This is a genomic window from Allobrachymonas sp. (genome assembly GCF_041912815.1).
Classification (GTDB): Bacteria; Pseudomonadota; Gammaproteobacteria; order Burkholderiales; family Burkholderiaceae_C; genus Brachymonas.
In genome coordinates, this window is the sequence record NZ_JAYRLV010000003.1 from 128650 (window position 1) to 145000 (window position 16351).

A 16351-nucleotide genomic window follows, 5' to 3' on the forward strand; every position below is an offset into this window, starting at 1 on the left:
GGACGCGTCGGCCAGTGGCTGGCCCGCTGCACCCTGGGACTGATGCTGGCGGGGGCGCCCCTGTGCGCGGTGCAGGCAGCGCTGGTGACGGTGCGGCCGGGACAGCGCATCCAGCAGGCCATCGACCGGGCCCGGCCCGGGGACATCATCGAGGTGCACCGGGGGCGTTATGCCGAAAACCTCGTCATCGACAAGCCCCTGACGCTGCATGGCATCGACCGCCCCACCATCAGCGGATCGGACAAGGGAGACACCATCCGCGTCAAGGCCACCGATGTCACTCTCGACGGCCTGATCGTCAGCGATTCGGGCGACAGCCTGCTGGCCCAGAATGCGGGCATCTACATCCAGCCCGGCGCACACCGGGCCCGGGTGCAGCATTGCTTCCTGAGCTACAACCTGTTCGGCCTGTGGATCGAACGCGCCGACGACGTGCAGGTTCTGCACAACAACATCACCGGCAAGCGCGACTACGACAGCGCCCAGCGCGGCAACGGCGTGGAGCTCTACAACACGCAGGGCGCGCGCATCATCGACAACGAGATCAGCTTCGTGCGCGATGCCCTCTACATCGACGTGTCGCACCATGCCGTGTTCCGCCGGAACCGTCTGCATCACAGCCGCTACGGCACCCACTACATGAACTCCTACTACAACGTGTGGGAGGACAACGACACCTGGGAAAACCGGGGCGGCCTGGCCCTCATGGAGGTACGCAACCAGGTCATACGCAACAACCGCGCCTGGAACAACCAGGACCACGGCATCATGCTGCGCACGATCGAGGATTCCGTCGTCGAGGGCAACATCGTCATGGGCAACGCCCGGGGTCTGTTCGTGTATGACGTCGAATACACCCAGCTGCGCCACAACGTGATCGCGGACAACCAGATCGGCGTCCATCTGTCGGGATCGGCCCGCAACACCTGGGACGGCAACGACTTCATCGACAACCACGAGCAGGTCAAGTTCGTCGGCGCGCGCGATCAGGAATGGGGCGGCACGGTCGGCAACTACTGGAGCAACTACCGGGGCTGGGACCGTAACGGAGACGGTCGCGGCGACATTGCCTACGAAGCCAACGACATGGTCGATCGCCTCACCTGGAAATACCCGATCGTGCGGCTGCTCATGGCCAGCCCTGCGGTACAGGCCCTGCGCATGGTGGGACAGCAGTTCCCGCTGCTGCGGGTGCCGAGCATCGTCGAGGCCCACCCCCGCATGCTGCCCCTCTCCACCTCCTGGGCGCAGTGGCGCGCCCGCGTGCTCAAGGATCCCGACCATGCCCCTGCCCCCTGAAACGCTTCCTGCCGCCTCCTCGCACGGCGCCCCGGCTCCGGGCGGCGGCGAAGCCCTCATCCGTCTCGCGCAAGTGACGCGCCACTTTGGCGATTTCACGGCCGTGGACCACGTGAGCCTCGACATCGCGCGCGGCGAGGTGTTCGGCCTCATCGGCCACAACGGCGCCGGCAAGAGCACCCTGTTCAAGATGATGCTGGGGCTGCTGGCACCCAGCGAAGGCCAGATCCACATCGCCGGGCAGTCCGTGGCCGGAGCCTCCTCGCGCGAGGTGCGCCGCCGCCTGGGATACCTGCCGGAAAACGTGGCGCTGTGGGACAACCTCAGCGGGCTCGAAACCCTGCGCTTCTTCGCCCGCCTCAAGCAGGTCGACCCGCGCGAATGCCCGCCCCTGCTCGAACGGGTCGGGCTGGGTCACGCCGGCACCCGCGCCGTGCGCGCCTATTCCAAGGGCATGCGCCAGCGTCTGGGATTTGCCCAGGCGCTGCTCGGAACGCCGCAGGTGCTGTTCCTCGACGAACCCACCACCGGGCTCGATCCCAGCGCCATCCACTTCTTCTGGGACACCCTGGCCGAGCTGCGCGCGCAGGGACTCACGATCGTGCTCACCTCCCACATCCTGGCCGAGCTGCAGAACCGCGTGGACCGCGTCGCCGTCATGACCAACGGCCGCGTGCAGGCGCTGGGCAGCATCGAGGAGCTGCGGGCCGGCTTCGATCTGCCGGTGACGGTCCGGGCACGCCTTGCCCTCCCTGCCACCGCCGGCACCGAAGCCCTGCACGCCCTGCTGCCTCCGGCCCTGTCCGACATCGTCTTCCACACGGAAGACGACGGCACGGTGCTGTGCCGGGTGGCCCGGGGCCGCAAGCTCGACCTGCTCCGGGCCCTGCTCGGCGAATCCGGTCCCGTGCGCGACATCCAGGTACAGGAACCCTCGCTGGAAGACATGTTCTTCAGCCGCACATCCCCCGCCAGGTCCTGTCCCGGCCACACCGATTCCTCCAGGGAGACCCAACCATGATGCAAGTTCCACAGACCCTGGCCGTGGCCTCGAAGGAATTCCGCGACCGGCTGCGCAACCGCTGGGTGCTGGCGGTGGCTCTGGTGTTTGCCGTGTTCTCCCTCGTCATCGCCTACGCGGGCGGCGCACAGCAGGGCACCGTGGGCCTGCGTTCGCTGGAATTCACCATCACCAGCCTGGTGAGTCTGGTGATCTATCTCGTGCCGCTCATTGCCCTGCTGCTGGGATTCGACGCCATCGTGGGCGAGCGCGAACGCGGCTCGCTCGATCTGCTGCTTGCCTACCCCATCACCCGGGGCGAACTGCTGCTCGGCAAGTATCTGGGGCTGGCCTGTGCCCTGGCACTGGCCATGTGCGCTGGACTGGCCGCAGTCGGCGTGGTGCTCGGCTGGCAGTTCGGCTCGGCCGCCCTGTTCCATTACACGGGCTTCGTGTTCAGCGCGCTGCTCATGGGGCTGGCCTTCCTGAGCATGGCTGTGCTGATTTCGGTGGTGGCACGCGACCGCACACGCGCCTCGGGCGCAGCCATTGTGCTGTGGTTCCTGTTCGTGCTGGTGTTCGACCTCGTGCTGCTGGGCGTGCTCGTGGCCACGGCGGGCCACTATGGCGGCGACCTGTTTCCGTATCTGCTGCTGTGCAACCCCACCGATGTGTTCCGCATCCTGAACGTGTTCTCGGTCGACGACGTCCGCAGCGCCTATGGACTGGTCAGCATGGTGCCGCCGCTGCTGTCGAACGCGGGCGTACTCACCGGCGTCATGCTGGGCTGGATCGTCTTGCCTCTCGTCATGGCGAGCTGGCGCTTCAAACCCTGAGAATCGACACACCATGAAGCCATATACCTGCCGCTGCTGCCAGGGGCGCAATGCCCGGCACGAATCCGTCTGTTCCGAACACCGGCTGCTGCTGGGCATGCTGGCACTCGCTGCCGTGGCGCCACTGGCCGCCTGCGGCGGGCGGGGCGAAAGCCGGGCCAGCGTGGCCCCGGTTGACTTCACCCGCAGCACGGCCTGCGAGCTTGACGGCATGCTGCTCGCCGACTACCCCGGGCCCAAGGGCCAGATTCATTTCGCCCAGGCCGACAAGCCCGCCTTCCACTGTGACACGGTCGAGGTACTCAATGCCCTGCTGCAACCCGAGCAGGTGCGCAAGGTCAGCGCCGTCTACGTCCAGGACATGGGCAAGACCGACTGGGAGCACCCCCAGGGCGCATGGATCGACGCCCGCACGGCCCTGTACGTGCAGGGCAGCCGGCGCCACGGCTCGATGGGGCCGACCTTTGCCAGCTTCAGCCGCGAAGCGGACGCCCGTGCCTTCATCCAGCAGTACGGAGGCAAGCTGCTGCGCATGTCCGACATCCGACCGGAGATGGTGGACCTGCGCGGCGGAGCCAACACCGACAGCCACATGTGAGAAGCCCTTTCCCTGCTGCCAGGCTGCCCATGCCCCCAATGCCTCGTCCTCCTGCCCCTGCATCCGCCGTCTCCGCCGCTCGGAGCCGGCGGTGGTTCTGCATGGCAGCGTGCGGAGCAATCGCCACGGGGGCGGCGGGCTGGTTCACACGCCGGCACTGGCTGCCCCTGCTCGGCACGTCGCCGGCCGGCGCGCCGGTGGCCTCGGCGTCCGCGTTGGAAGATGCGGTGTGCATCACGGCCCCGGCCATTGCCCATAATCCCCGCAGCGGACTGCCACCATCGGCACCCCGCCCAGTCCCTGCCTCGGCACGCTGCCCGGTCTGCGGCATGTTTCCGGCGCGCATGCCGTGCTGGGCGGCACAGGTGCTGTATGCCGACGGTGCCGCTCACTTCTTCGACTCCCCGGTGGATCTCCTGCGCTTCCGGCACAACGTCGCCCACTACAGCGCCGGGCGCCCTGCCTCCGACGTGCGCTCTCTGTGGGTCACCGATCTGGCCACTGCCGCCTGGGTGCCGCTCGACGCGGCCTGGCTGGTGCAGGGCTCCGACACGCTGGGCCCCATGCGCAACCCCGACCTCCCCGCATTTGCCGACCGGTCACGGGCGCTGGCCCACGCACGCCGCCATGGAGGCCGCGTGCTGCAGGCCAGCGCCATGACACCCGCCCTGCTGGCCCCCCTGGGTTCTGCACGTCAGGAAGCCATGCGCCGATCCATGCACGACACCTGATTTTTCCCCTCCACACACTGCTCTTCAGGAAAGCCTTCATGCGCAAACTGGTCATTGGCGCTTCGCGCGCACTCTCCGCACAGCCTCTGGGCACCCTGGGCGAGGAACATGTCTTCTTCGACAGCCACGGCCTCGGCAAGCAGGCCAATCCCGTGCTCCATGCCAGCCATATCAGGGGCACCACTGCTTCAGCGGGGTGTTTCGTGCGTCCGGAGTCCGGCATCGAATGCCTGACGCTCGTGCTGCACGGGGCCCTGGACGTGCAGGATTCCGCTGGTCATCACGCCCATCTGCAGGCCGGAGATGCCAAATGGAGCACGGCAGGACACGGCACGCTCCACCGCTACGCGGGCGCGACGGACACCCCGGTCGAAGCCCTCAGCGTCTGGCTGAACCTGCCTGCCGCCTACAAATCCACGCCCCCCCACAGCCAGCCCCTCCGGGCAGCGGACATCCCTGCCGTTCCCCTGCCGGATGATGCGGGATCCGCACGCATCATCGCCGGCGAATGGCAGGGCCAGATCGGCCCGGCCGAGACCGCCACCCCCGTGCAGTGCTGGGACGTCCACCTGCGGGCAGGGCATACGCTCGACGCGCCCCTGCCGCGCGGGTGGTATGCCAGTGCCCTGATAGTGGCGGGTGAAGCCGCCGTCGATTTCTGGCCGGGCAGCCTGGCGGCGCCCTCCCTTGTGTTCTTCGATGCGGCGGGGGATCAGGTGCAGATCCATGCCCTCGCCGACACGCGGCTGCTGCTCCTGAGCGCAGCGCCCCTGGAAGAGCCGCTGGCCACAGCCGACGCCATTGTCAGCAACAGCCCGGCCGAACTGGAGCAGGCGCTGAAAGCCGTCCGCACGGGACTCTGGGGCAGCCTCCCGGCCTGAGGAGTGCCCGCCCCATGCAGCGCCTCAGCGCGGCTTGCGGGCAGGGGTCGATGTGGGCTGGCCTGCCGTACTGGCTCCGGTGGCGGATCGGCGTGCCACCGTGGTTTTCTTGATGCCGGAAGCGGCTGCTGCAGCCTTGGGCCGTGCGGCGCTGGTGCGGGGCGTGTCGCTGCCGGACTTGGCCCCTGCCGCCCTGGAAGGACGCGCCGATGGGCCTGCCCCTGCAGGGGCCGCAGAGGCCGCCTTGCGTGCAGGACGGCGCGGGCTCGCCGCACGGGCAGCAGCAGGAGCCTCGCTCGTCGGGTCGGCCGCGGTGTCAGTGGCAGCATCCGCTGCGCCCGCCTGCTCGGTCAGAGAAGACGCCATGTCCTGCTGTGCACGGGCAAAGGCTTCCTGACGCTCAAGCACATCGGCCTGCGCCTGCTGCGCAATGGACTGGAAGGTCTGCAGCATGCCGGCCCACCACTGCCCCGCCTGGGCAAAGGCGGCATGGAGCGCTTCGGTTCCGCCCTGCGGAGGGGCCGCTGCATCCTCTGCCGGTGCAGACGGCTCCCCGGCCGCACTCTCCTCGGGGGAAGCACCGAAGCTGGCCCCGGGGGTTGCACCCACGGACGATGCCGCAGCCGCCGGCTCGGCGGGGGTGGAAAAATCGGCATCAGGCTGGCGTGCACCGGCACTCACGGCCTGGGTCACGCTCGACATGGTGTCGGCCATGCCCTGCTGGAACACCTGGGCCATGTCCGTGAGCCCCACGTTCATGGTGCGCAGCGTGGTCAGCGTCATCTTCTGCACTTCCAGCGCCTGAATCGTGGCCTTGAGGGCAGTGGTGTTCTGCTCCAGCCAGAACTGCACGGTCTTGAGCTCGTCGATGCGGCGCTGGATCTCCTCGGGATCCACCGTAGGGGCGACCCACTGTGCGGGAGAAGGCGTCAGGCCACGCGGCTGCGTGATCTGCTTGAGAAAGTCGAAGCCCGGAACGAACTTGCTGAAATCGAATCCCGCTGCATTGGCGCTCATGCTCTTGTCTCCTGAAATGGCGGATTGCACCCTGCACGGCACGTGCACGGCCCTGATCCACACAAGGATACTGCAAGCCCATCGGCCTGCATGCACGGGATAGTCCCGAGCGGGGCAAAGAGCAGACACCAGTTCAAAAGGACGCACGCCACGGCCGCCAACATGCCCCGGAAAGAGGTGAAATCATCGGGCAGGGGCTGGGCGCGCCGGGCTCCATTCAGCAAGGGGAGCACGCGCCAGAACGGCCTCTTGCATGGCGTGCGTCAAATCATGAAAACACTTCCCGGCAGAGGCCCGTGCAGACCCCGGCCGGACTCAGGGGCACCTGCCCCTTGCCTTACGGATGGGGCATGGCCATGCCTCCGTGCATGCCGGGAGCATGGGCCGCAGCGCCGGCACCCGGCGTCATGGCCTGCACCGGCACCTGCAGCGTGCGCTGGAACTGCTGCCCGCGCGCATTGCGCAGCTCCAGCGTCAGGGGTACCGTGCTGCCGGCCGCGAGCGGCTTGTCCAGATCCATGAACATGATGTGGTAGCTGCCCGGGCGCAGGGACACGGTTTGGCCTGCGGGCAGGGGCAGCACCGGCAGGTGGCGCATCTTCATGACGCCGTGGTCCACGGCCATTTCATGCACCTGCACCACATGCGTGATGGGGCTGCGCGCCCCCACCAGTTCGAGCGGCTCGCTGGCCCGCAGCTCCATGAAGGCTCCGGTGGCTTTCTGCCCCGCCACCGTGGCCCGCACCCAGGGATGCTGCACCGACAGCAGATGCTCGCCAGCCACCGCCATGCGTGCCGGCGCATGGCCCGCATGGGCGGGTGCAGGCACCTGTGCCTGCACTGCGGCGGATGCGCCCAGCAGCACGGCCAGCACGGCAGCGCCCCAGGTCACGGAAGAAGAAAAACGGAAAGAAGAGAAGGAAGACAGCGATGCAAAAGACATGACACACCTCAGAAGGCAGATGCAGGTTGCCCGCTCTGCCCTGTGCACCGGGCATGCACGGACGAAGCCGTGGCCCGCCCGACAGCGCAAGGCGACGCAGCAACCCACCGTTTCCCGGATCACGGATCCGGAGGAAACAGACAGGAAAAACAAGGGAACGGAAAAAAGGGAACAGCAGACAGACACCTCGACACCCGACCATCCTCTGTCTGCCCATCTCATCGGAGACAGGACACACAGGACGATGCCTCGGTCTTGCCGGGTGCTCAGAGCAGGCGGGACACAGGTGGCGCGCGGGCCAGCCGATGGGCCGGGAATCGCGCCGGCACCGAGGCCGGCAAAGTCGCCACAGGCTCCGCCACCGGGAGCGTGGCCGCAGGCACCACGGGCAGCAGCGCCGGTGGCGGTGCCATGGACACCGGCATGCAGAAGGCGCAGGTGCGTCCATGCAGCAGGGCATGCGACAGGTCATCCTGCGTCTCGGTCACGACGAGGACACCGCTCTCTCCCCCGGAGCAGACCACCTCGAAGGCCTCGGCCTTGACCAGAGGCGAGAACCATCCCGCCGCCAGAGCCAGCAACACCCCCCACAGCCAGCTCCGGGCAGAACCGGCCGGCATGCGCAGGACGCGCTGCAGGACTGGGGGAGAAAAAGCGAGCACCATGAAGCCCATTATGCGTGCAAACCCCTGACGCTCCAAGGGTCTTGGCAGACGGGCTGCCGTTCCTTGACGGACATCATGCGGTCCTCACCGGAGATGGCCCTTGCCCTGGAGCGCACGCTTGCGGCGCCCCTCGCCGTGTGCGCCTTCGCCTGCAGCGCACGCAGCACTCACGACGCTGCGCTGTCCTCGTCGGCGTCGGCCTCGCCCTGCCCTTCGGGGCCTGCCAGCACCTGGTCGATGGCGCCGAACAGACTGCGGCCGTCACGCCCTTTCATTTCGATGCGCACCGAATCTCCGGGCACCGGCCAGGCCGTCATGGCCTCGCCCTGCTCCAGCGCCTCGGACATGCGGCGATCGGCCACGCAGGCATAGCCCTTGCGGTTGTCCCGGTTGCTCGCCGCACCGGAGCCCATGACGCTGCCGGCGTGCAGAGTCCGCGTGCGGCACACATGGGCCAGCAGCTCATGCAGCCCCCAGCGCATGTCGCTGCCGACATCGCACATGCCGACGCGGCGGCCGTTCCAGTCCACCTGCAGCGTGCCATGGACACGCCCTTCGCGCCAGCCCTCGCCCAGCTCGTCCGGCGTGAGGGCCACAGGGCTGAACACCGTGGCCACCCGCGCGAGCAGCACCCCCATGCCGCGTGCAAGCTCCCACTCCTCGATGGTGCGCAGACAGATGCTGTTGGTCAGAGCCAGAAGCCGAATGCCCTGCAGCGCGCGCTCGGCGCTGCACCCCATGGGCAGGTCGGCGGTGATGGCGGCCAGCCCCGCCCCGAAATCGGCCCCCGCCTCCGCAGGACAGCGCACGGGAGCGCAGGCTCCCCGGAAGTCGTCACTCGCCCCCTGAAACAGCAGCGGAGCCGCATCCGAGGGGATCGCCCCGGCAGGCAAGGCCATCCGCACCCGGGCCTCCTGGCGCGGAAAGGCACAGCCCTCCACCCACTGCGCCGCGCGCGGCAGGGGCGCCATGCAGCGCGCGGGCTCGAAGGGGAAGGCCTCGCGCGCACGTCCGGCGTTGAGCGCGTCATAGACATCCTGCAGCTGCGGACCGATGTAATTCCAGTCGTCGAGGGCCTGCTGCAGACGGTCGGCAGCATGGGTAGCATAGTGGGCCTCGCGCAGGTCACGCGACACCACCACCAGCACCCCGTCACGCGAACCGTCCCGGTAGGTGGCCAGTTTCATGGGGAACCATTTCTTTGGATGCGCTGCCTGCCGCCCCGCCGGGACCGTGCAAACAGGCGCTTACACAACACCGGGCAGGAACCCCCTGCCCGGGGGAATCGGGCATTCTAGAATAGGCCGGCTCTTTCGATCGCCTGTCCATGCCTGTCCTGCCTCCTGCGTTCCCGCCCTGTCTGCCACTGTCTCGCCTGCGTATCGGGCGCCGTGGCGCGCGCGGCCGCGCAGCCGTGCGCTGGCTGCCGCTGCTGGCCGCCACGGCCCTGGTGGTGACTGCACACGGGGTGCTGCTTGCACCGGGACTGTTCCTGCCGGCGCAGCCGGACACTGCTGCCACTCCGACCGTCATCCGGGTCGCTCCGGTACAGACGCGCGTGGTTCCGGCCCCGGTCCCCGAGACTCCGCTGCCTGCCTCCCCGACGCCGACACCAGCCCCCTCCCCGCACCTGGACACGCCTGCGCCGGCCCTGCATCTGCCCGTCCCTCGCCTGCCGATGCCGGTCCGCTCCCGCCTGTCTGCCGCTGCCGCAGCGGCAGCCCCCACCGGCAGTGCCTCCGCTGCGGAGACTGCTGCCTCGGCCGCCTCTGCAGCCCAGCCGGCCGCTTCTTCCGCTGCCAGTGCACCGGCCCTGCCCGATCAGCCCTCCATGCCCGCCATGCCGGCATCTGGAGCAGCCCCTGCGGCTGCCGTGCCCCCGGCCGTGGCCGCCATGGCCCGGCAGCCGGCCCGCGTGCCGCTCGCCTACGAGCTGGCCTATGCAGTCACGGGCAAGCGCACCACCTGGAACTACCACGCCAGCTCGCGTCTGCAGTGGAGCAGCGACGCCCAGGGGCGCTACCGCATGTCGTTCACGGTCAGTGCCTTCCTGATCGGTTCCCGCACCCAGGCCAGCACCGGCCTCCTGACTCCGAACGGCCTGCAGCCCGACCGACTCAGCGACAACTGGCGCGGCGGCCATGTCACCACGTTCGTGCGGCCTGCCGACGGCGCACAGGGCGCTGGCGGCCATATCGCCTTCTCCACGGGCCGGCCCGACGCCGCGCTGATGCCCGGCGCCCAGGACGAGGTCAGCGTCTTCATGCAGCTCGCGGCCCTGCTGGCGGCGCATCCCGGGCTGGGCCAGCCTGGCAGCACGCTGCCGATACAGGTGGCCGAACTCCGGGGTGCCTCGGTGTGGAACTTTGGGGTTCTGCCGGCCGACACCGTCACGGTGGATGGCAAGCCCCTGCAGACCGTGCACCTGCAGCGTGCTGCCACGCCCGATGTCTCCCGCACGGTGGACGTGTGGTACACCCCCTGGAAGGCCGGCTCCGGCGAAACGGTCTACCTGCCCGTGCGGCTGCGCATCTCCGAAGCCTCGGGCGACTACGTGGAGCAGCTGCTGGAGCGGATGCCTGCCACGGCCCCCTGACCTGCGCATCCACCCTGCCTGCAGAAGAACGGGAACTTCTGCAGGAAATGCACATCCAATCCCCCAATCGGGGGAAGCTTTCCTGCACAGATTGCCAATTGACGCTACATTTCTGCCTTCATACGATGTGATGTAAGGGAAAAATGCACAGCAGCAGAATTTTTCTGCACATTCCCGTGTCCACCCCTGTTCTTGAAAGTGCCCATATGGACTACCATATCTTTGCCATGAACAACGAAGACAAATTCAGCCAGTCCACTGTGGGCATGAACACCCTCTACGACTCGGAAGCCTTCGCCGTAGTCCACATGCAGCCCACGCCCGAGCTGGACGCCGATGAAGCCATCCGCATGGATGGGCGCGCCCATCTCGCGCTAGCCCGCCACGGATTCGAGATCGTGGACAAGCGCTGCGGCAAGCACGTGTATCTCGACGGCAGCTGGGCCGAGCTGTTCCAGCAGCAGATCACCCGCTGGCAGGAAGAAACCCCCACCCAGGAAGAGGTCGAGGACATGCTCGACCACTACTCCGGGCTGGCGGGCAGCCCCGTCATGCTGCACTGACCGCATCGCGGGACATGCTGCACTGATCCGACAGCGGGAGCGGCACCGCCATTGCCGGCTGTACCCTGCTCCCGGCGCATGCCTCTGCCCCCCGCATCCCCGGCACGGAACCAGAGGGGCAGGATCACTACAATCAGGTGTTCTGGGCCCCACAGGCGCCGATATGGTGCGCGGGGGCTGTCCTTTCGGTCTGCGCCGTCCGGCACGGGCATGGCCCACCCTGATCTGTCATGACTCATCCCTACATCCTCACCCTGTCCTGCCCCGATCGGAAGGGGCTGGTACACGCCGTCTCCGGCTTCCTGATGGAGCAGGACGGCAACATCGAAGAGGCTGCCCAGTACAACGACTCGGGCACCGGACTGTTCTTCATGCGCGTGGGCTTCGTCTGCCCCGAGCCCGATGTGGCCGTGCTGCGCCGCCGTCTGGCCGAGTTCGCCGCGCCCTTCCAGATGCAGGCGCGTCTGTACGCCACCTCGCACCGCATGCCCACCGTCATCATGGTGAGCAAGGAAGGCCACTGCCTCAACGACCTCCTCTTTCGCTGGAAGAGCGGGCTGCTGGCCATCGACATCCGCGCCATCATCAGCAACCACCGCGACTTCTACCAGCTCGCGGCCAGCTACAACGTGCCCTTCCACCACCTGCCCGTGACGCGCGAGCACAAGGAGCAGGCCGAATCGCGGCAACTCGAAATCATCGAGCAGGAAGGCGCCGAGCTGGTGGTGCTGGCCCGCTACATGCAGATCCTCAGCAACGACCTGTGCGAGCGCCTGTCCGGCCGGGCCATCAACATCCACCACAGCTTCCTGCCCAGCTTCAAGGGCGCCAAGCCCTACTATCAGGCGCATGACCGTGGCGTCAAGCTCATCGGTGCCACGGCACACTATGTCACCGCCGATCTCGACGAAGGCCCCATCATCGAGCAGGACGTGGCCCGTGTGGATCACAGCAAGACCGTGGAGGACCTCACCTCCATCGGCCGCGACACCGAGAGCCAGGTGCTCGCGCGCGCCGTGAAGTGGCACAGCGAACACCGTGTGCTGCTCAACGGGCGGCGCACCGTCATCTTCCGCTGACGCCCTTGTGGCCGATGTGCCTGCGCTCCGTGCGGGCGCATCGGCCCTGCTGCCATGGCCCTGCGCATTCCCCCCATCCAATGTCTGCTGACCTTCGAGGCGCTGGCGCGTCTGCGCAGCGTCACGCACACGGCCGAGGAACTGTGCGTGACGCCCAGCGCGGTCAGCCACCGCATCCGGCAGCTCGAACAGCTCATCGGCACGCGGCTGTTCGGCCGGGCCGATTTCTCCCTCACCACCGAGGGCAGCGAGTACCTGTCGCACGTGCGCGAGGCGCTCACCATGCTGGAGCGCTTTCCGGGGCGTCAGGGCGCGCTGACGCGCCGCAAGCTGCGGGTGGCGGTCACGCCCACCTTTGCGCGCAGCATCCTGATGCCGCGGCTGCGCCATTTCCTGGCCCTGCACCCTGAGATCGACCTCTCGCTGCACGTCAGCATTCCGCTGCTGGACGTGGTGGCCGAGGATGCGGATTTCACCATCCGCTTCGGCACCGGCCGCTATGCCGACATGGAATCGATCTGCCTGCTCGAAGACGCCATCACCCCCGTGGCCTCGCCCGAATACCTGCAGACGGCAGGGCCCTTTCCCTCGGTGCACGACCTGCAGCGCGCGGCCCTGCTGCGCAGCCCGCTCGAACCCTGGCGCACCTGGTTCGTGGCCCACGGACTCGACTGGCCCGAGCCGGTGGACGGTTCCTCGTTCAACGATGTCGGCCTGGCCTGCGATGCCGCTGCCCAGGGTCTGGGGGTGGCGCTGGTGCGCCTGCAGCTCGCGCGCCCCTGGCTGGCCAACGGCACGCTCGCCCGCCTGTCCGAGCGGGAAGTGGCCAGCCCGCACGCGCACTACCTGTGCTGGCGGGCCGGCACCATGGACCGCTGGGAATGCACCGCCTTTGCCCAATGGCTGCAGGAAAGCCTGCGCGATGCGGCCACGACACTCCCCGCCCCTCCGGCCGCGCCGACCTGAAGCCGCTGCACGCGCAGCCTGGAATGCCGCGTTCAGCCGGCCGTGTACCCCATGTCATCAAGTACCCGGGCCACGAAGTCGGCCGTGTGCGGCACGGCCCGCCACTTGTCGAGGCCGAAGAGCCCGAGCCGGAAGGTGCGGAACCCCTCGGGCTCTCCACACATGAGGGGCACCCCGCTCGCCGCCTGCATGCCCTGCGCCACAAAGGCACGCCCGTTCTGCAGCTCGGGATCGGTGGTGTGGCTGACCACCACGCCGGGTGCCTTGTAGCCCTCGGCAGCCACGCTGGAGAATCCGCGCGCCTCCAGCAGCGCCCGCACCTGTGCTCCCAGCGCCAGCTGGCGCTCGCGGGTGAGTGCAAAACCATCGGCACGCGTCTCCAGCATGGCGTCGCGCAGGCGCACGATGCCGTCGGTGGGCATGGTGGCGTGGTAGGCATGCTGGCCCTGGGCATAGCCCTCGGCAATGGCCACCCACTTGCGCAGGTCGCAGGCAAAGCTGTCGCTCGTGGTCTGTTCCAGCGCGTGGCGTGCGCGCTCGCTCAGGCAGACGATGGCGCAGCACGGCGTGCTGCTCCAGCCCTTCTGCGGGGCTCCCAGCAGCACATCCACCTCCAGCGTCTGCATGTCGGCCCACATGGCTCCGCTGGCAATGCCGTCGAGCACCATGAGGGCCCCGACCTCGTGGGCCGCCCGTGCCACCGCCTGCACATAGGCGTCGGGCAGCAGAATGCCGCTGGCCGTTTCCACATGGGGCGCGAACACCACGGCAGGACGGTGCGTGCGGATGGCAGCGACCACCTCGTCGACCGGAGCAGGCACCCAGGCCGCATCCACGTCGGCCGTCAGGGGACGTGCCGTGCAGACCTGCACGTCCTGCGTGAGCCCGCATGTCTCCAGAATCTGGCTCCAGCGGTAGCTGAACCAGCCGTTGCGCACCACCAGCACGCGGCGCCCCCGGGCAAACTGCCGCGCCACCGCCTCCATGCCGAAAGTGCCGCTGCCCGGCACCAGCGCCGAGACATGGGCACCGTGCACCTCGGCCAGCACGGACTGGATGTCCTGCATCACCCCGACAAACCGGCGGGACATGTGGTTGAGCGCGCGATCGGTATACACCACGGAATATTCGCGCAGGCCATCGGGATCGACAAAGGGCAGCAGGCCGGACATGGGAGACTCTCCTGAAAATCGGGAAGGGAAGCGCCGGAACAACGGCCCGCACAGGCGGGCCGCCACGCGGACGGGCTGTGGAGTGCATGGTACGGGCAAACGGGAGCGCCTCCGGTGCGGCTCCGTCACAACACCCGTGCAGCAAAGGGGTGCAATGCCCGTATGCTTCTGGGATGCGTGCCTTCTATGCCCCGGTGGGGCTGACACCCTACGAAATCTCCGACATTGCCGAAGCCCTCGCGCCCCTGGCGGGCGCTGACGGGCCCGATGACGCGCCCGAGTGGAAGGCTGCGCCGCCGGGACTGGCGCCGGACCTCTATCTCACCCATCTGCGCTGCGTCGACCTGGACGACGACGGCCAGCAGGGAGCCGACGGCCCCGCCGACACGGCCATCGGATTCAACCGCTACATCCAGCGGGTGGCCCTGGACCCCCAGGGCCACTACCAGGGGCTGCCTGCGTGTCTGCTCGGCGAGGACGAGGAAGCCCATCAGGAATGGCGCAACAGCACCGACCACGCCGGCGAGGAGCTGGCGCAGAACCTCACCGAGAGCTTCGGGGGGCTCGATGCACTGCGCAGCCGCTATGCGCTCATCACGGCCATGGTCTCGCAGCGGGCCTCCTGGGGCTGCCACCATCTGGTGTGGCGCGATCCTGCCAGCAGCGCCCTGGTGGCCGTGGTCTCGGCCTCCCGCCGCAAGGTCTGGCGCCAGCAGCATCTGCCGCTGGCAGCCATGCGCAGCGCCATGCTCTCCACCATTCCCTACGCCGAGGGCTGGCGCTTCGATGCCTCGGGCATGGAGGAGCTCTCGTTCTGGGAGCTGCTGTGGGAGTACACCCTGCGCTGCCCGCTGCCGCAGGTGCATGCCATGCTGCCGCCACGCCTGTGGCGCTACACGGTGCACGCCCACCGCACCTACCATCTGCCCGACCGCGTGCTGTCCGATCCGGCCCGCCATGTGCTTGCCCAGGTGCAGGATGGCCACCGGCTGCGCATCACCGATGCCCTCAGCCACCCGACGCTGGACACCGGTGAACTGCTGCGCGCCGTGGCCGGCCTGCTGTTCACGCGGGTGCTGGCCATCGACTGCAGGGCCCTGAACCGCAAGGCGCCACCACGCCTGTTCGATCCCACCACGCTGCACGCCACCGACGGCATGGACTGACGGGCAAGGCCCGCCACGCGCGGCAGCCCTGCGTCTCACGCCATCAGGCAGCGCCCTCCGGCGCCTGTGGCTTGACCGGACGCGCCCCGAAGATGGCGGTTCCGATACGCACCATGGTGCTGCCGGCTTCCACCGCTTCTTCCAGATCGGCACTCATGCCCATGGACAGGGTGTCCCAGCGCGGCAGCCCGAGCTGCCGGCCGACATCGTCGAACAGGGCGCGGGTGTCGCGGTGCACCGCCAGCGTCTGCTGCGGGTCGTCGCTGGGGTCGGGAATGCTCATGAGGCCGCGCAGCTCCAGCCGCGGCAGGGCCATGACGGTGCATGCCAGCGCCAGCACTGCATCGGGCGCCACGCCGTGCTTGGTGGCCCCGCCGTCCATGTTCACCTGCAGGCAGACCTGCAGCGGCGCGCACGTCTCGGGACGCTGGCGGTTCAGGCGCTCGGCCAGCTCCAGGCGGTCCAGACTCTGGAGCCAGTCGAAGTGGGTGGCCACCAGCGCGGTCTTGCGACTCTGCAGCGGACCGATGCAGTGCCACTCCAGCTCTCGCGCGCGCAGTGCCTCGATCTTGGCCACGCCTTCCTGGACGTAGTTCTCGCCAAAGGCGTGCTGGCCGGCATCGGCCGCAGCGGCCACCGCCTCGGCGTCGAAGAACTTGGAGACCGCCAGCAGGCGGATGGATTCCACGGGACGTTGTGCACGCGCCGCAGCCTGGGCGATTCTGTGCTGCACGTGCTGCAAATTCAGGGCAATCGGGGCACTGGAAAACATAGGGAGTACATTTGGATGTAGCAACTGGCTACCATGGAGGCAGCCAGGGGGCCTCGGCCGAAAGGGG

At 68.3% G+C, this 16351-nt stretch carries 17 protein-coding genes; 11 read left to right on the forward strand and 6 right to left on the reverse strand.

Translation table 11 applies throughout. The features are described 5' to 3' along the window. Nucleotides 1-42 precede the first annotated feature (42 nt). From ACE3P9_RS04440 to ACE3P9_RS04465, 6 genes are all read left to right on the forward strand, one after another. Nucleotides 43-1299, forward strand: a complete 1257-nt coding sequence (locus ACE3P9_RS04440) for a nitrous oxide reductase family maturation protein NosD (RefSeq protein WP_374492147.1) — start codon at nucleotides 43-45, stop codon at nucleotides 1297-1299. Next, a complete protein-coding gene (locus ACE3P9_RS04445) occupies nucleotides 1283-2320 on the forward strand; it encodes an ATP-binding cassette domain-containing protein (RefSeq protein WP_374492061.1) in 1038 nt (345 codons plus the stop codon). The genes ACE3P9_RS04440 and ACE3P9_RS04445 overlap by 17 nt, the downstream gene beginning before the upstream one ends. Then, entirely contained in the window at nucleotides 2320-3135 is an 816-nt protein-coding gene (locus ACE3P9_RS04450; RefSeq protein WP_374492148.1) for an ABC transporter permease, read from the forward strand. Before ACE3P9_RS04445 ends, ACE3P9_RS04450 begins: the two co-directional genes overlap by 1 nt. Before the next feature lie 13 nt (nucleotides 3136-3148). Beyond that, nucleotides 3149-3733, forward strand: a complete 585-nt coding sequence (locus ACE3P9_RS04455) for a nitrous oxide reductase accessory protein NosL (RefSeq protein WP_374492062.1) — start codon at nucleotides 3149-3151, stop codon at nucleotides 3731-3733. 101 nt (nucleotides 3734-3834) lie between these two features. Beyond that, nucleotides 3835-4464: a nitrous oxide reductase accessory protein NosL gene (locus ACE3P9_RS04460; protein ID WP_374492063.1), complete on the forward strand. Its 630-nt coding sequence runs from the start codon at nucleotides 3835-3837 to the stop codon at nucleotides 4462-4464. A 38-nt stretch (nucleotides 4465-4502) separates the two neighbouring features. Beyond that, nucleotides 4503-5345: a pirin family protein gene (locus ACE3P9_RS04465; RefSeq protein WP_374492064.1), complete on the forward strand. Its 843-nt coding sequence runs from the start codon at nucleotides 4503-4505 to the stop codon at nucleotides 5343-5345. 24 nt (nucleotides 5346-5369) lie between these two features. Here ACE3P9_RS04465 and ACE3P9_RS04470 read toward each other — a convergent pair whose 3' ends face one another. The 4 genes from ACE3P9_RS04470 to ACE3P9_RS04485 form a co-directional block, all read right to left on the reverse strand. Continuing rightward, nucleotides 5370-6362, reverse strand: a complete 993-nt coding sequence (locus tag ACE3P9_RS04470) for a PhaM family polyhydroxyalkanoate granule multifunctional regulatory protein (RefSeq protein ID WP_374492065.1) — start codon at nucleotides 6360-6362, stop codon at nucleotides 5370-5372. A gap of 337 nt (nucleotides 6363-6699) precedes the next feature. Continuing rightward, complete coding sequence (locus ACE3P9_RS04475; RefSeq protein WP_374492066.1) at nucleotides 6700-7305, reverse strand: copper chaperone PCu(A)C; 606 nt, start codon at nucleotides 7303-7305, stop codon at nucleotides 6700-6702. A gap of 266 nt (nucleotides 7306-7571) precedes the next feature. Beyond that, the gene (locus tag ACE3P9_RS04480; RefSeq protein WP_374492068.1) at nucleotides 7572-7970 is read right to left on the reverse strand and encodes a hypothetical protein; all 399 of its coding nucleotides are present in this window, start codon (nucleotides 7968-7970) and stop codon (nucleotides 7572-7574) included. A gap of 167 nt (nucleotides 7971-8137) precedes the next feature. Continuing rightward, nucleotides 8138-9157 (reverse strand): fumarylacetoacetate hydrolase family protein, encoded by a 1020-nt coding sequence (locus tag ACE3P9_RS04485; protein WP_374492069.1) that lies wholly within the window; start codon nucleotides 9155-9157, stop codon nucleotides 8138-8140. A 140-nt stretch (nucleotides 9158-9297) separates the two neighbouring features. Here ACE3P9_RS04485 and ACE3P9_RS04490 point away from each other — a divergent pair, with 140 nt between their 5' ends. The 4 genes from ACE3P9_RS04490 (at nucleotide 9298) to ACE3P9_RS04505 (ending at nucleotide 13174) form a co-directional block, all read left to right on the forward strand. Then, a complete protein-coding gene (locus tag ACE3P9_RS04490) occupies nucleotides 9298-10566 on the forward strand; it encodes a DUF3108 domain-containing protein (RefSeq protein WP_374492070.1) in 1269 nt (422 codons plus the stop codon). A 266-nt stretch (nucleotides 10567-10832) separates the two neighbouring features. Beyond that, nucleotides 10833-11129: a DUF3567 domain-containing protein gene (locus ACE3P9_RS04495; RefSeq protein ID WP_374492149.1), complete on the forward strand. Its 297-nt coding sequence runs from the start codon at nucleotides 10833-10835 to the stop codon at nucleotides 11127-11129. A gap of 230 nt (nucleotides 11130-11359) precedes the next feature. Next, nucleotides 11360-12208 (forward strand): formyltetrahydrofolate deformylase, encoded by an 849-nt coding sequence (purU, locus tag ACE3P9_RS04500; protein WP_374492071.1) that lies wholly within the window; start codon nucleotides 11360-11362, stop codon nucleotides 12206-12208. Nucleotides 12209-12262: 54 nt separating this feature from the next. Then, entirely contained in the window at nucleotides 12263-13174 is a 912-nt protein-coding gene (locus ACE3P9_RS04505; RefSeq protein WP_374492072.1) for a LysR substrate-binding domain-containing protein, read from the forward strand. Nucleotides 13175-13206: 32 nt separating this feature from the next. On the opposite strand, the gene ACE3P9_RS04510 is transcribed toward ACE3P9_RS04505, so the two are convergent. Further along, nucleotides 13207-14346, reverse strand: coding sequence for an aminotransferase class V-fold PLP-dependent enzyme (locus tag ACE3P9_RS04510; RefSeq protein ID WP_374492073.1), 1140 nt, complete (start codon nucleotides 14344-14346; stop codon nucleotides 13207-13209). Nucleotides 14347-14519: 173 nt separating this feature from the next. Here ACE3P9_RS04510 and ACE3P9_RS04515 point away from each other — a divergent pair, with 173 nt between their 5' ends. Beyond that, a complete protein-coding gene (locus ACE3P9_RS04515; RefSeq protein WP_374492074.1) occupies nucleotides 14520-15512 on the forward strand; it encodes a hypothetical protein in 993 nt (330 codons plus the stop codon). Nucleotides 15513-15555: 43 nt separating this feature from the next. Here the strand turns inward: ACE3P9_RS04515 and ACE3P9_RS04520 are convergent, their stop codons facing one another. Next, nucleotides 15556-16284 carry a YggS family pyridoxal phosphate-dependent enzyme gene (locus ACE3P9_RS04520; protein WP_374492075.1) on the reverse strand — a complete coding sequence of 243 codons (729 nt, stop codon included), beginning with the start codon at nucleotides 16282-16284 and terminating at the stop codon, nucleotides 15556-15558. Between the last annotated feature and the right edge of the window lie 67 nt (nucleotides 16285-16351).

Coding starts and splice junctions, on each gene's coding strand:
- ACE3P9_RS04440 (WP_374492147.1), top strand. CDS start 43: ATGCTGGCGGGGGCGCCCCTGTGCGCGGTGCAGGCAGCGCTGGTGACG.
- ACE3P9_RS04445 (WP_374492061.1), top strand. CDS start 1,283: ATGCCCCTGCCCCCTGAAACGCTTCCTGCCGCCTCCTCGCACGGCGCC.
- ACE3P9_RS04450 (WP_374492148.1), top strand. CDS start 2,320: ATGCAAGTTCCACAGACCCTGGCCGTGGCCTCGAAGGAATTCCGCGAC.
- ACE3P9_RS04455 (WP_374492062.1), top strand. CDS start 3,149: ATGAAGCCATATACCTGCCGCTGCTGCCAGGGGCGCAATGCCCGGCAC.
- ACE3P9_RS04460 (WP_374492063.1), top strand. CDS start 3,835: ATGGCAGCGTGCGGAGCAATCGCCACGGGGGCGGCGGGCTGGTTCACA.
- ACE3P9_RS04465 (WP_374492064.1), top strand. CDS start 4,503: ATGCGCAAACTGGTCATTGGCGCTTCGCGCGCACTCTCCGCACAGCCT.
- ACE3P9_RS04470 (WP_374492065.1), bottom strand. CDS start 6,362: ATGAGCGCCAATGCAGCGGGATTCGATTTCAGCAAGTTCGTTCCGGGC.
- ACE3P9_RS04475 (WP_374492066.1), bottom strand. CDS start 7,305: ATGTCTTTTGCATCGCTGTCTTCCTTCTCTTCTTTCCGTTTTTCTTCT.
- ACE3P9_RS04480 (WP_374492068.1), bottom strand. CDS start 7,970: ATGGTGCTCGCTTTTTCTCCCCCAGTCCTGCAGCGCGTCCTGCGCATG.
- ACE3P9_RS04485 (WP_374492069.1), bottom strand. CDS start 9,157: ATGAAACTGGCCACCTACCGGGACGGTTCGCGTGACGGGGTGCTGGTG.
- ACE3P9_RS04490 (WP_374492070.1), top strand. CDS start 9,298: ATGCCTGTCCTGCCTCCTGCGTTCCCGCCCTGTCTGCCACTGTCTCGC.
- ACE3P9_RS04495 (WP_374492149.1), top strand. CDS start 10,833: ATGAACACCCTCTACGACTCGGAAGCCTTCGCCGTAGTCCACATGCAG.
- purU (WP_374492071.1), top strand. CDS start 11,360: ATGACTCATCCCTACATCCTCACCCTGTCCTGCCCCGATCGGAAGGGG.
- ACE3P9_RS04505 (WP_374492072.1), top strand. CDS start 12,263: ATGGCCCTGCGCATTCCCCCCATCCAATGTCTGCTGACCTTCGAGGCG.
- ACE3P9_RS04510 (WP_374492073.1), bottom strand. CDS start 14,346: ATGTCCGGCCTGCTGCCCTTTGTCGATCCCGATGGCCTGCGCGAATAT.
- ACE3P9_RS04515 (WP_374492074.1), top strand. CDS start 14,520: ATGCGTGCCTTCTATGCCCCGGTGGGGCTGACACCCTACGAAATCTCC.
- ACE3P9_RS04520 (WP_374492075.1), bottom strand. CDS start 16,284: ATGTTTTCCAGTGCCCCGATTGCCCTGAATTTGCAGCACGTGCAGCAC.